Here is a 17,233-nt window from a genome sequence, read left to right as displayed (position 1 = left end):
AAAACGGTTGCGTAAAGATAAAAATAAAGTAACATAAGGAATCGTTTTCATAAAGGGAACAGAAATTATAATTTAAATCATTATGTTTTTATAAATAAAGGGGAGGAAGAACAGATGAAAATTACGTCTTTTGATTTTTGGCAAAAGTTCGGGAAAGCGTTATTAGTTGTTGTAGCCGTAATGCCAGCAGCTGGTTTAATGATTTCCATCGGTAAGTTAATTGGTATGTCTGCTGGGGATGTTAACGCAGTTCATACAATTGCTCGCGTAATGGAAGACATCGGTTGGGCAATCATTACAAATCTACACATCTTATTCGCAGTAGCAATTGGGGGATCTTGGGCGAAGGATCGTGCAGGTGGTGCATTTGCAGCGCTATTAGCATTCGTCTTAACAAACCGAATTACAGGAGCTATATTTGGCGTAAACGCTCAAATGTTAGCGGATTCAAAAGCGACAGTTTCTTCAGTAATAGCAGGAGATTTACTTGTAAAAGATTACTTTACTTCTGTACTTGGTGCACCAGCATTAAACATGGGAGTTTTCGTGGGGATTATCACAGGTTTCTTAGGAGCTAATCTATATAACAAATATTATAACTATAATAAACTGCCACAGGCATTAGCATTCTTTAATGGAAAACGATTTGTACCATTCGTTGTAATTCTTTGGTCTACAGTTACTGCGATTGTATTATCACTTCTATGGCCATTCATCCAAAGTGGGTTAAATGAATTTGGTCGCTGGATTGCAGCTTCAAAAGATAGTGCACCAGTTGTTGCACCGTTTGTATATGGAACGTTAGAGCGTTTATTATTACCATTTGGTTTACACCATATGTTAACGATTCCGATGAACTATACAGAGCTAGGCGGAACATATACGATGCTAACTGGTTCAAAAGTTGGACAAGTTGTAGCAGGACAAGATCCATTATGGCTTGCATGGATTACAGATTTAAATAATTTATTGGCAAATGGAGATACGAAGGCATATAACGATTTATTAAATAACGTTGTACCAGCTCGTTTCAAAGCTGGACAAGTTATCGGCTCAACAGCAGCGTTAATGGGGATTGCATTTGCGATGTTCCGTAACGTTGATAAAGAAAAGCGTGCAAAATATAAACCAATGTTTTTATCAGCAGCATTAGCAGTATTCTTAACAGGTGTAACAGAACCAATTGAATTCATGTTCATGTTTATTGCTCCGGTATTATATGTTGTATATGCTATTACAACAGGACTTGCATTCGCGTTAGCTGATTTAATTAACTTACGTGTTCATGCATTTGGATTTATTGAGTTAATTACTCGTACACCAATGATGGTTAACGCAGGTTTAACAAGAGACTTAATCAACTTTGTTATTGTTTCATTAGTGTTCTTCGGTCTTAACTTTACACTATTTAATTTCTTAATTAAAAAATTCAACTTACCAACACCAGGGCGTGCAGGTAACTATATTGATAATGAAGATGAGGCATCAGAAGGAACAGGAAATGTACAAGATGGTTCATTAGCAACAAAAGTTATCGATTTATTAGGTGGAAAAGAAAATATTGCTGACGTAGATGCTTGTATGACACGCTTACGTGTAACAGTAAAAGACTTAGATGTTGTTGCACCAGAAGCACAGTGGAAACAAAATGGTGCTTTAGGGCTTATTGTAAAAGATAAAGGTGTACAAGCGGTATATGGCCCGAAAGCTGACGTATTAAAGTCAGACATTCAAGATATGTTAGGTGCGTAATAATATGAAATTGCTAACTTTAAACTGTCATTCTTGGCAAGAAGAGAATCAAATAGAAAAGATACAATACCTTGCTAAAGTAATTCAAGAAGAAGAGTACGATGTCATCGCATTGCAAGAAGTAAGTCAGTCCATACAAGCTGAAAATGTATGCGGTAACAAGAAAGAAGATAATTTTGGACTTTTACTATTAGAAGAGTTAAAAGCGCTACATGTAAAAGATTACAATATTACTTGGGATTTCTCTCATATTGGTTATGACGTGTATGAAGAAGGATTAGCGATTATAACGAAGCATAATATTATAAAAGAAGATACGTTCTTCATTTCAGAAAACGAGGATACAACGTATTGGAAAACGCGTAAAATTGTAAGTGCAACAATTGTTTATAATGGTAAGGATATAACGTTTTACTCTTGTCATCTCGGTTGGTGGAATGATGAAGAAGAGTCATTCAAAGGTCAAGTCGATCGTTTGATGGAGCGTGTAGATAGCAATAAGCTCGCCTTCTTAATGGGGGATTTTAATAACAATGCTCGATTGAAAGGCGAAGGTTATGAGTATATGATGCAAAAAGGGTTGTATGACACATATGAATTAGCAATAGAGAAGGATGAAGGAACGACTGTCCAAGGCGAGATTGCTGGTTGGGATGAAAATAAACATAATTTGCGAATCGATCTAATATTGTGTAACCAAAGTAAAAAAGTTCATTCTTCAAAAGTTATTTTTAATGGTACAAACAGAAATGTAATTTCAGATCATTTCGGTGTAGAGGTTCAATTAGATATATAATAGAAGAAATCCTCACAGAGAATAAAAGCTGTGAGGATTTTTTTTAGGAATACAAGTATTTCCAAGAGAAAATACTTGTATTTTTTATGACATTTCATATATATTTGTTATTATTGAATGTAAAACCGATTTGGTCATTTTGTATTCATACTTTGACTCACTTCGTTATATAATGAAGTAAGTGAAAGTTAATGGGAAAAAATAGTACGTTTTTGGTTAATACACGATGTAGAAAGTGATATAATTGCAAAATGTATGTATCATTTTCTAAAGAAGGAAAAATATATAATTAGGTGATAACTTCTATGAAACAGATTTGGCGTATTTATAAGACAGATTTACGGAATGTAGCCAAACATTGGGCTGCAATTGTTATTGTTTTAGGATTAATGATTTTACCATCGTTATATGCATGGTTTAACATTAAAGCTTCTTGGGATCCGTATGGAAATACAAAAGAGGTTCCCATTGCAGTTTCTAACCAAGATGCAGGTTCTAATTTAAGAGGGAAAGATATTAATATCGGGAAAGAGATTGTAGACTCCCTTAAGAAAAACAAAAATCTTGGCTGGAAATTTGTAGATGAAAAACAAGCAATTTACGGAGTTGAGCGTGGAGATTATTATGCAAGTATTACGATTCCAAAAGATTTCTCTGAAAAAATTGCAACTGTTCTGGATGAAAATCCTAAAAAACCAGAACTGGATTACTATGTGAATGAAAAAGTAAACGCGATTGCACCGAAGATTACAGCAAAAGGTGCATCAGGTATTACAGAAGAAATTAGTAAAAACTTTGTAAAAACAGCAAACGGTGAGATTTTTAAAATTTTCAATGATCTTGGAATCGATTTAGAAACAAACTTACCAAGTATCGAGAAAGTAAAAGATCTTGTCTTTAAGCTAGAAGCGCAGTTCCCAGAAATGAATACACTCATGGATAAGGCGTTAGATGATGCAACTCGAGCAGAAGATGTTGTGAAAGTAGCGCAGAAAGATTTACCTGTTGTAGAGAGTGTAATAAATGATGGGCAGGAAGCATTGGCGAATTTAGATAAGTTCTTTGCAAGACAAGATCAAACATTAAAAAACGCTCCAGGAACGATAAGAAATGATTTAGTAGCAGCAAAAGGCGTTATGGATAGTGCAGCTGTATTTACTAACTTTTTAATGAATCCAGGTGTGGATTTAAATATTCCTGATTTCTCTGGAATGAATGGATTACCTGAATTCCCTGCAAGACCGGACCTTTCTAAGTTGAATAATGACGGATATAAAAGTATAGCGCAAAATATTAATCAAACAGTAAATAATGTTTTAAGCTCATCACGTGCAGGAACAGCTTATGGGAAAAGTGTTTTAAATGGATTGCAAAATGGTCAGTTTGATCCAGAACAAGCAAAGAAAGATTTAAATGCAGTATCAAATCAATTGCAAGCTCGTACAGAAGGTATTTCGTATCTTATTAATGTATTTACTGAACTTCAAAACTCAGCGACGACTGATTTTGGAAAAAGCTTTTTCCAAGGGCGAGTGGATCGCCTAACTAAGCTGAAAAGTGGTATGGAAAATGCAAACAACGGTATTAAAGATATTGTAAATGTTATCGGTACAGGACAAGAAGTAAAGAAAGATGTAACAGATGTAGCAAATCAAAAATTAGATGCAGCAAATGCATTAATTGATCAAGCGGAAAAAGATTATAATGAAACGTTTGTAGCAGATTATAAAAAAGCAGTTAGCACAGTAGATCAAGCGAAAGCTAATGCGAATGAAATATACGATAATGCAAAAGCTGATTATGATAAAGCGAAAAATGGTCTAGAAAGTACTAAATCTAGTGTCCAAAAAGCACTAGAGGATGTACAAAACAAAGGTATTAATGGTTTAGAAGGTTCGAAGGAAGCCTTGAAAAGCTTAAATGGTCAATTCCAATCTGGAATCGGTTTAATTGATGATATGATTCCAGTTCTAGAAAGTACAAATAAGGTTTTAGCGGATGTAAATAGTGATAAAAACCTTAATAATGGAATCGCAAAATTAAACAAAGCGAAAAGCAGCTTACAAAAAGGTGTAGAGGCAACGAATAAGGGAATTACACTTCTTAACAATGGCCAGAAACCTACAAAAGATGTAATTGAAAGTATTAACAACGCTGCGAAGGGCGGATCAGCTCAATTAACAGATGTATTATCGACGTATGATTCAGAAATTGTACCTAATTTCAATACAGCAATTGCTCGTACAAAAGAGATGTCGAAAAATACAACTCAAATTTTAAATGATGCAGACAAAAAGCTTCCAGATGTTAAAAAATTACTAGAAGATTCATCAAAAGGCTTAGTAGACGGGAAAAAGAAATTAGCAGATATTAAAGCTGAAATGCCGGAGACTGAGAAAAAGATTAAAGAATTAGCAGATAAAATTCGTGATTTTGAATCTGAAGAGGATTTAAAAGACATCATACGTTTATTGAAAAATGATGTTGAAAAGCAAAGTGATTACTTTGCGAATCCAGTAAATTTAAAAGAAAATAAATTATTTGCGATGCCGAACTACGGTTCAGCGATGTCACCATTCTATACAGTGCTTGCATTATGGGTAGGCGCATTATTAATGGTTTCATTATTAACGGTAGAAGTACACGAAGAGGGCGCGAATTATAAGAGCCATGAAATTTACTTCGGACGTTTATTAACATTCTTAACGATAGGTCTTTCACAAGCGTTTATCGTATCGATGGGAGATATATTCTTACTCGGTACGTACGTAGTCGATAAGTTCTGGTTTGTGTTATTTAGTTTATTTATTGGTGGAGTCTTCGTTTGTATCGTATACTCACTCGTTTCTATTTTCGGAAACGTTGGGAAATCGATGGCGATCATTTTACTTGTACTACAAGTAGCAGGATCGGGCGGAACATTCCCAATCCAAATGACACCAGCGTTCTTCCAAGCGATTTATCCGTTCTTACCATTCACATACGCAATTAGCGCAATTCGTGAAACAGTTGGCGGAATGCTTTGGGATATCGTAACGCGAGATTTACTTGTGTTAAGTGCTTTCGTAGTAGTTATGATTGTTGCTGCGTTATTACTGAAAACACCAATTAACAAATCAAGTGAAAAATTTGTTGAGAATGCAAAAGGAAGTAAAATCATTCACTAAAATAAAAGGTTCCTACCGATAGAGGTAGGAACCTTTTTGTTTAATCAAATTTTAATTTTTTTAATGCTTCTGCGAACGGGTTGTTTAATGGTTCTTCTTCTTTGTTCTGTTGTTTCATATATTTTTGAACATCGCGTTTATCGGCTTTGTTTCCAGATTCTTTTTTACGTCTTTCTTGGAATGTTGATAATTTCTCGCGATAGCCACATTTACATGCAAAGATTTGTCCTGCACCCTCACCACGTAATTCTAGTTTCTTCTTACATTGCGGACAGCGAGCGTTTGTTGTACGAGATACATTTTTACGATGACCACATTCACGATCTTGGCATACGAGCATTTTTCCCTTTTTGCCGTTTACTTCTAGCATTGGTTTACCGCAATCTGGACAAGACTTCGTTGAAATGTTGTCATGTTTATATTTTTTATCGCTTGATTTAATTTCAGAAACGATTTCTTTCGTATAGTTCTTCATTTCAGAAATGAATACTTCTTTTTTCAATTTACCTTTTGCGATAGCCTCAAGTTTTTGTTCCCATTCACCAGTTAGTGTAGGAGATTTTAATTCTTCTGGTACTAAATCAAGTAACTGGCGACCTTTTGAAGTAATGTGAATATCTTTACCGCGTTTTTCAATTAAGAATGAATTGAATAGCTTGTCGATAATGTCTGCACGTGTCGCTACAGTACCTAATCCACCAGTCGATTTTAACGTATCAGCAAGTTGTTTATTTTGCGTATCCATATATTTTGTAGGATTCTCCATTGCTGAAAGTAAAGTCGCTTCGTTAAATCGTGCAGGTGCTTTTGTTTGACCTGATGTTTGCATAATTAACTTTACAGCTAATGTATCGCCTTTCTCAATGTGAGGTAGAAGTTGCTCTTTTACGTCATCAGTTACATCATCATCTTCAAAGCGATTTTCATATACTTCTTTCCAACCGGCATGTAGGATTGTTTTTCCGCGCGCAATGAACGTTTCATTGCCAACCTTTGTGCGTAACGTTAGTTGCTCATATTCGAATGCCGGGAATAACACAGCTAAGAAACGTTTTACAACTAAATCATAAATTTTGCGTTCTTTATCTGTGAATGCTGAGAAGTTAACGTATCCTTCTGTTGGAATAATCGCATGATGATCGCTTACTTTACTATCATCAACAAATGATTTGTTAGGTTTGATAGGCTTTTGTAATACTTTATGTGCGAAGGGACGGTATTCTCCAACACCACATGCTTTTAGACGTTCTGGAAGTGTTCCAACGATATCAGATGAAATGTAGCGTGAATCTGTACGAGGGTACGTTAGTACTTTATGCTGTTCATACAATTTTTGCATAATATTTAATGTTTCTTTAGCAGAGTAACCGAACTTTTTATTCGCATCACGTTGCAATTCAGTTAAATCGTAAAGACCAGGAGAGAATGACTTCTTCTGTTTCTTATCAATTTCCACAACAGTAGCATTTTGTTTATCTAAACGTTTTACAATACCATCGATTTTTTCTTTATTAAAACTACGGCTATTGCCATTTGCATCTTGCCAAGTAAGTTTGAGCTTCTCCATTGTTTGAGCTTCGATGCCGTAGTAAGTTTGTGCTTTGAAGTTCTTTATTTCATCCTCACGACTAGCAATCATAGCAACAGTAGGGGTTTGTACACGGCCGCAATTTAACTGGGCATTAAAGCGAGTCGTTAAAGCACGAGTTGCATTAAGACCGATATACCAGTCAGCTTCTGAACGTGCAACTGCTGAAGCGTATAAATTGTCATAGGCTTTACCTGGTTTTAAATTTGCAAAACCATCTTTAATTGCTTTATCGGTTACAGATGAAATCCATAGACGTTTGATCGGTTTATTAATGCGAACCTTATCAATAATCCAGCGAGCGACCAATTCTCCTTCACGTCCAGCATCTGTCGCTACAATAATTTCATTTACATCCTTTCTAAGTAGCTGGCTTTTCACAGCATTGAATTGTTTCCCAGTTTGTTTAATAACCGTTAATTTCAAACGCTCCGGTAGCATCGGTAAATCTTCTAAATTCCACTTTTTATATTTCACATCATAGCTTTCTGGGTCTGCTAATGTAACGAGATGGCCTAAAGCCCAAGTTACAATATATTTACTACCCTCAAGATAGCCGTTTCCTTTTTTATCACACTTCAGTACACGAGCAATATCTCGTGCAACGGAAGGTTTTTCAGCGATTACAACGCTTTTTGACATATTAAAAACATCCTTTCAAATTTCCATAAGTTAAATATAGCATACATCTTCTTGAGATTCAGTTTCGCTCCATATTTCAGCTGTTTTTAATGGAGTTAACAAAATCCCAACTGATTAAAGTTTCACTTTATCAGTTGCCTCTATATCAAATAGAAAAGTAAAGAACTTGTTATTTTACTAGAATAAGAGTAGACTTTGAAGTAGATGAATAAGAAACACATGGGAGTTTGTGGATACAAACTGAGAGTATGGCTACTAGTCCGTCATTGACCATTTGAACCTGTTGGATAATGCCAGCGTAGGGAGAGTGTAAAAGCACATATTCAGGCACTTTGCGTACGCGCAAAGTGTCTTTTTGTGTATCTCCCATCATTATAGTTAGGAGATGAAAAGGATGAATATGAAAGAAATTAGTAAAGTAGTGGATTTGGTGAGAGAATCTAATCCGCTTGTTCATAATATTACAAATGTTGTTGTAACAAATTTTACTGCTAACGGTTTGTTGGCACTTGGGGCATCGCCTGTAATGGCGTATGCGAAAGAAGAAGTAGCAGAAATGGCTAGCATTGCTGGAGCGTTAGTATTAAATATGGGGACACTTCGTCCTGAAGAAGTAGAAGCGATGTTACTCGCGGGTAAATCAGCAAATGCGAACAATGTGCCAGTACTATTTGATCCAGTTGGTGCAGGAGCAACTTCGTATCGAACAGAAGTTGCGAGACATATTCCGGCTGAAATTGAGTTAGCAATTATCCGCGGAAATGCAGCTGAAATAGCAAATGTTATTAATGAGAAATGGGAAATTAAAGGGGTAGACGCTGGTACTGGAAATGGAAATGTTGTAAGTATTGCAAGGCAGGCAGCAGATGAACTAAATACAGTTGCGGTCATTACTGGAAAAGAAGATGTTGTTACAGATGGAGAGAGAACTATTGTTATTCGAAATGGTCACCCTATTTTAACGAAAGTTACGGGAACAGGTTGTTTACTAACTTCTGTAATAGGAGCATTTGTAGCAGTGGAAAAAGATTATGTAAAAGCAGCAGTAGCAGCATTAACGTTTTATGGTGTAGCTTCGGAACTGGCAGCTGCTAAGACCGTGGAAAAGGGACCTGGTAGTTTCCAAATTGAATTTTTAAATCAGTTAGCGAATACTACTTCTGGTGATATTGAGAAGTATGGAAAGATTGAGGAGTTAGAGTAAGAGGGAGTGAAAGAAATGGCACGCATTGAAATAGATAAAATGTCTAAGCTATTGCAAGTGTATTTTATTATGGGAAGTAATAACTGCACGAGGGATCCTTTAGCTGTATTGAAAGAAGCGTTAGATGGTGGAGTGACAATTTTTCAGTTTCGCGAGAAGGGGGAAGGTTCTTTAATCGGAGAAGATAGAGTGCGCTTTGCAAAAGAATTGCAGACGCTTTGTAAGGAATATAGTGTTCCTTTCATTGTAAATGATGATGTAGAATTAGCCATTGAATTAGATGCAGATGGTGTTCATGTAGGACAAGATGATGAAGAAATTACATCTGTTCGTGAAAAAATGGGAGATAAAATTATCGGCGTATCTGCTCATACAATTGAAGAAGCACGCTTTGCAATCGAAAATGGAGCAGATTATTTAGGCGTTGGACCTATTTTCCCAACGAGTACGAAAAAAGATACGAAAGCGGTTCAAGGAACGAAAGGATTAGCCTATTTTAGAGAACAAGGAATTACAGTGCCAATCGTTGGTATTGGTGGGATTACAATTGAAAATACAGCGGCAGTTATAGAAGCGGGTGCGGACGGTGTTTCAGTTATTTCAGCAATTAGTTTAGCTGAATCTGCGTATGAAAGTACGAGAAAATTAGCTGAAGAAGTAAAGAGAAGTTTGTAGGGAAGGACGTGTAGTATTTTAAGTGCTACATGGAGAAATAGACTGCCCAAAAATTTAAACAAACATTTGATTAAAAAAGCACAAACCTTTTTAAATAAAGGTTTGTGCTTTTTCTTTAAAACATAATTGAAATTAAGAGCATTCCAATTCCGATAGAAGTAAATGTTGCAATTAGGCCAGGAATCATAAAACTATGATTTAATACGTATTTACCGATACTTGTTGTACCAGTACGATCAAAGTTAATGGCAGCAACGATTGTTCCATAGTTTGGAATGAAGAAATATCCATTTACTGCAGGGAACATCGCAATCAGTAGCGCTGGTGGAATGCCAAGAGATAGTCCAAGTGGCATTAAGGCACGAACAGTTGCTGCTTGGCTGTACAGTAAAATAGATAGAATGAATAGTGCGATGGCAAATAGCCAAGGTGCACTTGTTACTAAATGCTGAATGGATCCTTGAATCATATTTAAGTTTCCATTAAAGAAAGTATCTCCCATCCAAGCGATACCAAAAATAGCAACAACTGCTGTTGCCCCTGCTTTAAAGACGTTACCAGACACAATGCTTTCTACATTGGGTTTACAGAAAATAATAATAAGAGCCGCGATAGTTAACATAACCATCTCAATTGTGTTCGGCATGGAAAGACGAGCTAACTTCCCATCAACTATCCATCCTGGACGAAGTGCTTCAAATGAACCAAGAAGTACAACAAGGAAGGTTCCTACTAGGAAAAGGATAACTGATAATTTTGCGCCCTTTACACCTACAAATTCTTTTTTCTCTTCAAGCTTAGGAATCATTCCTTCTTTTAATCGTTTTAAGTATTCAGGGTCTTCATTTAATTCTTTTCCCATCTTACTAGCAACGAATGCAGCTATCATACAAGCGATGAAAGTAGAAGGTATACTTACTTTTAAAATATCTAATAAGGTGATTTTATAGTCAGCTAACATTGCTAAAAGAGCAACTGTGGCAGCTGAAATTGGACTAGCTGTAATTGCTTGTTGAGAAGCGATTACGGCAATCGACATTGGGCGTTCCGGTCTAATCCCTGATTCACGAGAGACTTCTGCAATAACAGGAAGTACAGAATAGGCAACGTGACCAGTACCTGCACATAGTGTGAATAAATAAGTAACAATTGGAGCAAAAAAAGTAATACGCTTTGGATTTTTTCGTAATGTCTTTTCAGCTAGATGAACAAGATAGTCCATTCCTCCAGCAGCTTGCAAAGCACCAGCAGCTGTAATTACTGCCAAAATCATAAGCATTACATCGATAGGAGGCGCGGTTGGTTGTAGGTGGAAGACAAAAACGAGTATTGCCATACCAACTCCACCCATTACTCCTAAACCAACTCCGCCTAGGCGTGCACCAATAAAAATACAGAGTAACAAGGTAAGAAATTGTAGCCAAAACATGATAAACTACCTCCGAAATTCATTAGTTAAGATATATTCGAATAGTTTAATTTGAATGAAAATTAAATAAATACCCGAAGAAATCCTTGTTATTTATACATTTTTTATTATATAACACAAAAAAAGTAACATTCACGTACTTTTTGAAATTATTTTGAAAAAGCAATGCATTAAAAATTTGTATTTATATCTCTAAATAAGTAGACATTTTGATTTATATGTTGTAATCTTTGAAAGAGAATAAATTAATTCTCATAGAACTCCCATATCGTTCAACTCGTTCAGCGAGAAAGGCAAACTGATGGAAACATGAGGACGCAAAACTACAGGAGCTAAGGTCGAAAGGCTACGCTAGCCAGTTACCGGACGGATAGGGTTGGTCTTGGCCAATGCTTTTACATTGGCTTTTTTTTATTCTCGAACATATTGAGAAACATTTTCAAACAAAATATCCATATATTTTGTTTTTTTGTTTGTATTGATTAAGGAAGGTGGATATTAATGAAAAAATATTGGCATAAGTTATCGTTCCTTCAAAAGAACGTCTTATTAACCGTATTAGTTATTTTGACACTTGTTGGAAGTATGGGTGCATTAAGTTTCAATATGTTTCAAAATAGTATGATGTCTTTATTTGAAAGGCAGTCTATTGAAACAGGAGAAATAGTATTGAAAAAACTGGATGTAGAATTAGTTAGAGACATGGCGAAAGATCCTACAGCCGAAAAAGTGAAAAAAGAAAAGTTAACAGAGAAATTAGATGAAGTGTCAAAAGAATTGAAAAGCGTTGGACAAACGTATGTTACAGGAGCAAAGCCGAATGAAAAGCGAGAATTACAACTCGTTGGTTTGACTACAGAGTTAACAAATGCGTTTCCTATAAAGCCGGGAGATTATTATGAACAACCCGCTCATTGGATGAAGGCATACGATAAAGTGATTGATACGAAAAAGGCTCAAATGACAGAAGTATATGAAGATGAAATAGGTTCGTGGGTGACAATATTAGAACCAATTACAGATGGAGAAAACAATATTGTTGCAATTGTTGCGGCTGACTTAGATGCTTCCATTGTTCCTATTACAAAAGAGAAGTTTATGATACAGGGCTTACTCTTTATCATTATTTCATTAGCAATTGCGACTATTACTCAATTCTTTATTGTGCGTCACTCGTTAGCTCCATTAAAAGATTTACGAGAAGGGTTACGTAAAATTGGTGAAGGTGACTTAAGTATTAAATTAAAAGAAAGACCAGATGATATTGGAATTATTAATGTTTATTTCAATAACACGATTGAAAAATTTAAAGGGATTATAGATAAAGTAAGGCAAACTGCTGAGCAAGTTTCTTCTTCTTCACAAGAATTGTCGGCGAGTACAGAGGAAAACAGCATGGCAGTTCAAGAGATTGCAAGTTCTATTGAAGGTTTAAGAGTAGGGGCACAGTCTCAAAAAACTTCAGTACAACAATGTTTAGGAATTGTACATGGAATGGAAGATAAGGTAGAAGAAATAACTGGGGCTGCAAAACAAGTTGCGGTTGCTTCTGAAGGTATGGAACAACATTCAATTGAAGGTAATGAAGTGATTGGACAAATTATTAATCAAATGAGTTTAATCCAAAATGCAGTACAAGATTTATCTTCCATCATTTATTCGTTAGAAACAAGGTCAAAAGAAATTAGTGATATCGTAACTGTAATTACAGGTATTTCAAATCAAACAAATTTATTAGCTTTAAATGCTTCTATTGAGGCTTCACGTGCTGGAGCAGCTGGAAGAGGGTTTGCAGTTGTTGCTGATGAAGTACGAAAATTAGCAGAACAAACGGAAGCGTCTGCTAAAGATATAGCGAAATTAATTGGTGAAACACAAGCTGAGACAGAAGATGCTGTAGTTTCCATGCAAAAAGGTTCAAGAGAAGTAGAAACTGGAATTTCGCTTGTTCAAAGTAGCGGTGATTTCTTTGAAAAAATCTCAAAATCAGCGCAATCTGTTACAGATCAAGTAAAAGCTGTTTCTGGTAATTCGAGTGATATTTTACAAAATAGCCAGAATATCGTTCAAGTCGTAAATGAATTATCACATATTGCAAATACTTATGCTAACAGCAGTAGTAATGTTGAAGAAAGCATGAAAGAGCAAGAAATATCAGTACAAGATATTGCAGAATTAGCGACTTCTTTAAGTTGGCTTTCTCAAGAATTACAAGAGCTTATTGGTGAGTTTAAAAGCGAATAAGGAGAAAGTTCAATTCTAATCAAGGGGGATCCCCCTTGATTATGAATTGAACGAATCTGCCCGTTAATAAGGGATGAAAAAGGTGTGAATTTTCACACCTTTATTATATTTAAGAGAGGAATTTACATAAATATGAAATTAGCAATTTCTTATAATAAGATGGTAAAAGAATTTTTAGGAAAAGTAGAAGGGAGTATTAAAATACCTAAAGATGTGCAAGGAACAGAACTTGGGGTAAAAAGGAAAACGGAACTGTTTCCAAATTTGACTCACATTGTAGATTTAATAGGAGCGACTGCAACGTGGTTATATCATATTTCTAAAGAAAAACATATTGTCGTGCTTTATCATGTAAGAGGAAGTTTATTTCCGATTATTATTGAAGTTTCTAATTTTCTCTCCTATGAAAGTTTGAATTTACAGATTGAAGAGCAACTGGAGCAAATTAAAGAAATGAATGAGGAAGAAATAGAAAAGTTTCAAAACGGTAATACATTATATGAAATGTCACCTATTATTATTGGCGAAACATATTATGAGCTACAAGACACGAATACATTACAATTTGTATTTAGTAAAAATATGCAAAGTGTAGAAATAATATTTAATAGTGTTAATTGGAAAGAGACAACAATTACTCGTTATGCACAACAAATACAAGGTGTTTTAATTAATAAATCACAAAATAAGAATAATCATATAAATGATTTTAATATTATTACAGAGGCCGAGATGGCACTTTATAGTCAAGTGAATGATACGACAGCAGTATATCCTGAGAAAAGTATCGTCGATATGTTCTATAATACTGTTACTCAATTTCCAAATCGTATAGCTTTATCTTCAAGGGAAGGTACTTTAACTTATGAGGAGCTAAATAAAAAAAGTAATCAAATAGCTCATATGTTAATTAAAAACGGCGTCCAATTAGGAGACTATGTTGGAATATTTATGAAACGTAGCATAGACACAGTAGTAAGTATGGTAGCTATATTAAAAGCTGGTGCAGCGTATGTTCCGATTGATCCAGATTATCCGGAAAGTAGAATACAGTACATTATTCAAGATAGCCAAGCGAAAGTTATATTGATGAAAGAGACGCCTATAACATGTGATGGGGTTCAAACAGTTTCAATGTATGATAGTGAAACTTATGAAGATATAGATGTAAAGTTGTCTATTCATTGTGATGATGTAGCTTATATGATTTATACATCTGGTTCAACAGGGAATCCAAAGGGAACGATGTTAGCACATAGAGGCGTTGTTAATCTGTATACTTGGATGAAAAAGCAATATGAATTGACAGAAGAGGATGTATTTGCCCAATTTCCTTCCTTTAGTTTCGATGCTTCTGTATGGGAGTCATTTGCTTCTTTATTCTGTGGAGGAAACTTATATGTACTATTAGAGGAAGAGCGATTGTCTGTAGAAGCATTTGCAAATGCAATCTATAAAGTGAAAGCAACTTCAATCTTGGCATTAGCAACAATTTTTGTTCGACAAGTAGCAACTTATTTGGCAGAAGAAGATATATATAAGCTAGCTTCCCTAAAAAGAATTGCGATTGGCGGTGAAATGTTGCCTGTAGAGGTTATTAAATTGTGGAGAGAAAGAATAGGTACAAATGTTGAAATTCATAATGTATACGGACCGACAGAATGTACTGTAGTGACGACAACCTATAAAATACCTAGTCAGTTAAATGAGGATGTTGCGAGTATTCCCATTGGTAAACCATGTGCTAATTATCAAGTTATGATTTTGGATGAGAATATGAATCTTTGTCCAATTGGTGTACCTGGTGAATTATATATAGATTCAGTGGGATTAGCAAAAGGGTATTTTAATAAGCCTAATAAAACAATTGAAGCTTTTATTCCGAACCCTTTTAATCCTATAGTTAATATATACAAAACAGGTGATATCGTTAAGTTGCTAGAGGATGGAAATATAGAGTTTTTACATCGGAAAGATGATCAAGTAAAAATTAGAGGACATCGTATTGAACTAGGCGAAATCCAAAGTAAAATTTCTCAAAATCATAATATAAAAGAAAATGCTGTTTTTGCTAAGAAGAGTAAGGAAGGTAGCCAATATTTAATCGCGTTCTATACAACTTTAAATAAAAAAGAAATACCAGAATTAGTTTATCAGTTACAAGAGCAATTACCAGATTATATGGTGCCATCTAAACTAATTTATATTAATGAATTACCACTTACACCTAATAAAAAGATTGATGTTAAGAAGTTAGCTCAGTTAGAAGAAAAGTATGAACCGGTTCGGCTACAAGAATATGTTGCACCTTCTAATAAAGCAGAAAAACAAATAGCGAACGCCTGGGCGGAAGTATTAGGAATTTCAAAAGTTGGAGTGCATGATGATTTCTTTACAATTGGTGGACATTCATTAAAAGTATTACGAGTCTTAACATTGTTAAAAGAAGATTTCTCACATTTAACAATTCAAGATTTCTTTAAAGAAAGAACGATATATGGATTAGCTCGAATTGAGCGAGAAGTAAAAGTAGAGAAAGAAGAAGTATTTCGTGAATATAAAGTGATTCACGAACCAGATACTATCACGTATGCAAACGTTTTGGAAGAAAACCAGATTTCAAATGTCTTTTTAACAGGAGCTACTGGTTATTTAGGATCACACATATTATATGAATTGTTGAGAGATACATCTGCTACTATTTATTGTTTAGTAAGACCAACTAAAGATGTGCAGCAAAGAATTATAGATACATTAACAGGCTACTTTAATGATGTATGTGAAGAATGGTTACAGCGTATACAGGCCGTAGCCGGTGATCTGGGAGAAGAGTATCTTGGGATGAGCGAAGAAGAATTTATGTTCATCAGTTCTAAGATGGATACGATAATTCATTGCGGTGCAGATGTAAGACATTTTGGGGATGTAAAACAATTTGAAAATATAAATGTCCAAGGAACTAGCCGTATGCTAGCATTAGCGGAGAAAGGTGCTACATTCCATTTTATTTCTACAATTGGTATCCCGTTAGAATTAGCGGTAGATCAATGGGATACATACATGAAAACTGGTGATTTTAATTACAGTGTAGACTTAGAGAATGTATATTCAAATAGTAAACTACAAGCGGAAAACATTGTTCGTGAAGCAATGAAAAATGGTTTGCGCGGAAATATTTATCGTGCAGGTAATTTAGCATGTCATTCAGAAACAGGTTCGTTCCAACAAAATATTGAAGGAAACGCATTTTATCGTCTTATTAAAACAATGCTATTAATTGGGAAAGCACCAAATGTGAAGTGGAAAGTTGATTTCACACCAATTGATTTTGCTAGTAAATCAATTGTATCGTATTTGCAAGATTCGCAAATTATAGGAGAGACGTTACATATTTGTCATCCACATCAAATTGAGTTTGAACAATTTATACAGCTAATTGGAGAGTGTGGATACAATCTTGAAATGGTTCCACTTTCAGAATATGTAAATACCGGACTTGCATTAGCGAAGGGAAATGAAGTAATAGCAGAGTTAATTGCTTCTCAAGTTGCAGGAGATGGAGCGCAGCAATCTGAAATTGTAATGGGTACGCGTAGAACGAATAAATGGATTAAGAAAAAAGAATTGATAGTACCAGCAATTAATAAAGAATTTATTCAGCAGTTATTAGCTCATGGTGAAAAAGTTGGTTATTTTCCAAAAATAATGAAATGATTATGCATGCTTTTGTTTGTTC

9 protein-coding genes and 2 riboswitches are annotated in these 17,233 nt (G+C 35.1%); of the genes, 7 read left to right on the top strand and 2 right to left on the bottom strand.

From position 1 onward, the window contains the following. Positions 1-114 precede the first annotated feature (114 nt). From M1D66_RS25135 to M1D66_RS25125, 3 genes are all read left to right on the top strand, one after another. The gene (locus tag M1D66_RS25135) at positions 115-1,752 is read left to right on the top strand and encodes a PTS transporter subunit IIBC (RefSeq protein WP_000705569.1); all 1,638 of its coding nucleotides are present in this window, start codon (positions 115-117) and stop codon (positions 1,750-1,752) included. A 4-nt stretch (positions 1,753-1,756) separates the two neighbouring features. Then, on the top strand, positions 1,757-2,548 hold the full coding sequence (locus M1D66_RS25130; RefSeq protein ID WP_242554888.1) for an endonuclease/exonuclease/phosphatase family protein: 792 nt from the start codon (positions 1,757-1,759) through the stop codon (positions 2,546-2,548). Between the two features lie 305 nt (positions 2,549-2,853). Beyond that, the gene (locus M1D66_RS25125) at positions 2,854-5,715 is read left to right on the top strand and encodes a YhgE/Pip domain-containing protein (protein ID WP_049106505.1); all 2,862 of its coding nucleotides are present in this window, start codon (positions 2,854-2,856) and stop codon (positions 5,713-5,715) included. A gap of 40 nt (positions 5,716-5,755) precedes the next feature. Here M1D66_RS25125 and topB read toward each other — a convergent pair whose 3' ends face one another. Beyond that, positions 5,756-7,945, bottom strand: coding sequence for a DNA topoisomerase III (topB, locus tag M1D66_RS25120; protein ID WP_069604063.1), 2,190 nt, complete (start codon positions 7,943-7,945; stop codon positions 5,756-5,758). A gap of 209 nt (positions 7,946-8,154) precedes the next feature. After that, positions 8,155-8,267, top strand: a riboswitch (TPP riboswitch). Positions 8,268-8,339: 72 nt separating this feature from the next. On the opposite strand from topB, the gene thiM reads away from it, so the two are divergent. Together thiM and thiE are read left to right on the top strand one after the other, a co-directional pair. After that, positions 8,340-9,149 (top strand): hydroxyethylthiazole kinase, encoded by an 810-nt coding sequence (gene thiM / locus M1D66_RS25115; protein ID WP_016121778.1) that lies wholly within the window; start codon positions 8,340-8,342, stop codon positions 9,147-9,149. Between the two features lie 15 nt (positions 9,150-9,164). Next, a complete protein-coding gene (gene thiE / locus M1D66_RS25110) occupies positions 9,165-9,824 on the top strand; it encodes a thiamine phosphate synthase (RefSeq protein ID WP_242554887.1) in 660 nt (219 codons plus the stop codon). Positions 9,825-9,939: 115 nt separating this feature from the next. Here the strand turns inward: thiE and M1D66_RS25105 are convergent, their stop codons facing one another. After that, entirely contained in the window at positions 9,940-11,253 is a 1,314-nt protein-coding gene (locus tag M1D66_RS25105; RefSeq protein ID WP_000498724.1) for an anaerobic C4-dicarboxylate transporter family protein, read from the bottom strand. Positions 11,254-11,535: 282 nt separating this feature from the next. Then, a riboswitch (cyclic di-GMP riboswitch) is annotated at positions 11,536-11,620 on the top strand. A gap of 134 nt (positions 11,621-11,754) precedes the next feature. Between M1D66_RS25105 and M1D66_RS25100 the strand changes: the two genes are divergently transcribed. Continuing rightward, complete coding sequence (locus tag M1D66_RS25100; RefSeq protein WP_000761085.1) at positions 11,755-13,497, top strand: methyl-accepting chemotaxis protein; 1,743 nt, start codon at positions 11,755-11,757, stop codon at positions 13,495-13,497. Between the two features lie 132 nt (positions 13,498-13,629). Then, positions 13,630-17,211, top strand: coding sequence for a non-ribosomal peptide synthetase family protein (locus tag M1D66_RS25095; protein WP_242554886.1), 3,582 nt, complete (start codon positions 13,630-13,632; stop codon positions 17,209-17,211). The last annotated feature ends 22 nt before the right edge of the window (positions 17,212-17,233 follow it).

Source organism: Bacillus sp. PK6-16 (assembly GCF_056530295.1).
Note: the sequence above shows the minus strand (reverse complement) of the source record. Positions and strands in the feature narration are given on the sequence as shown.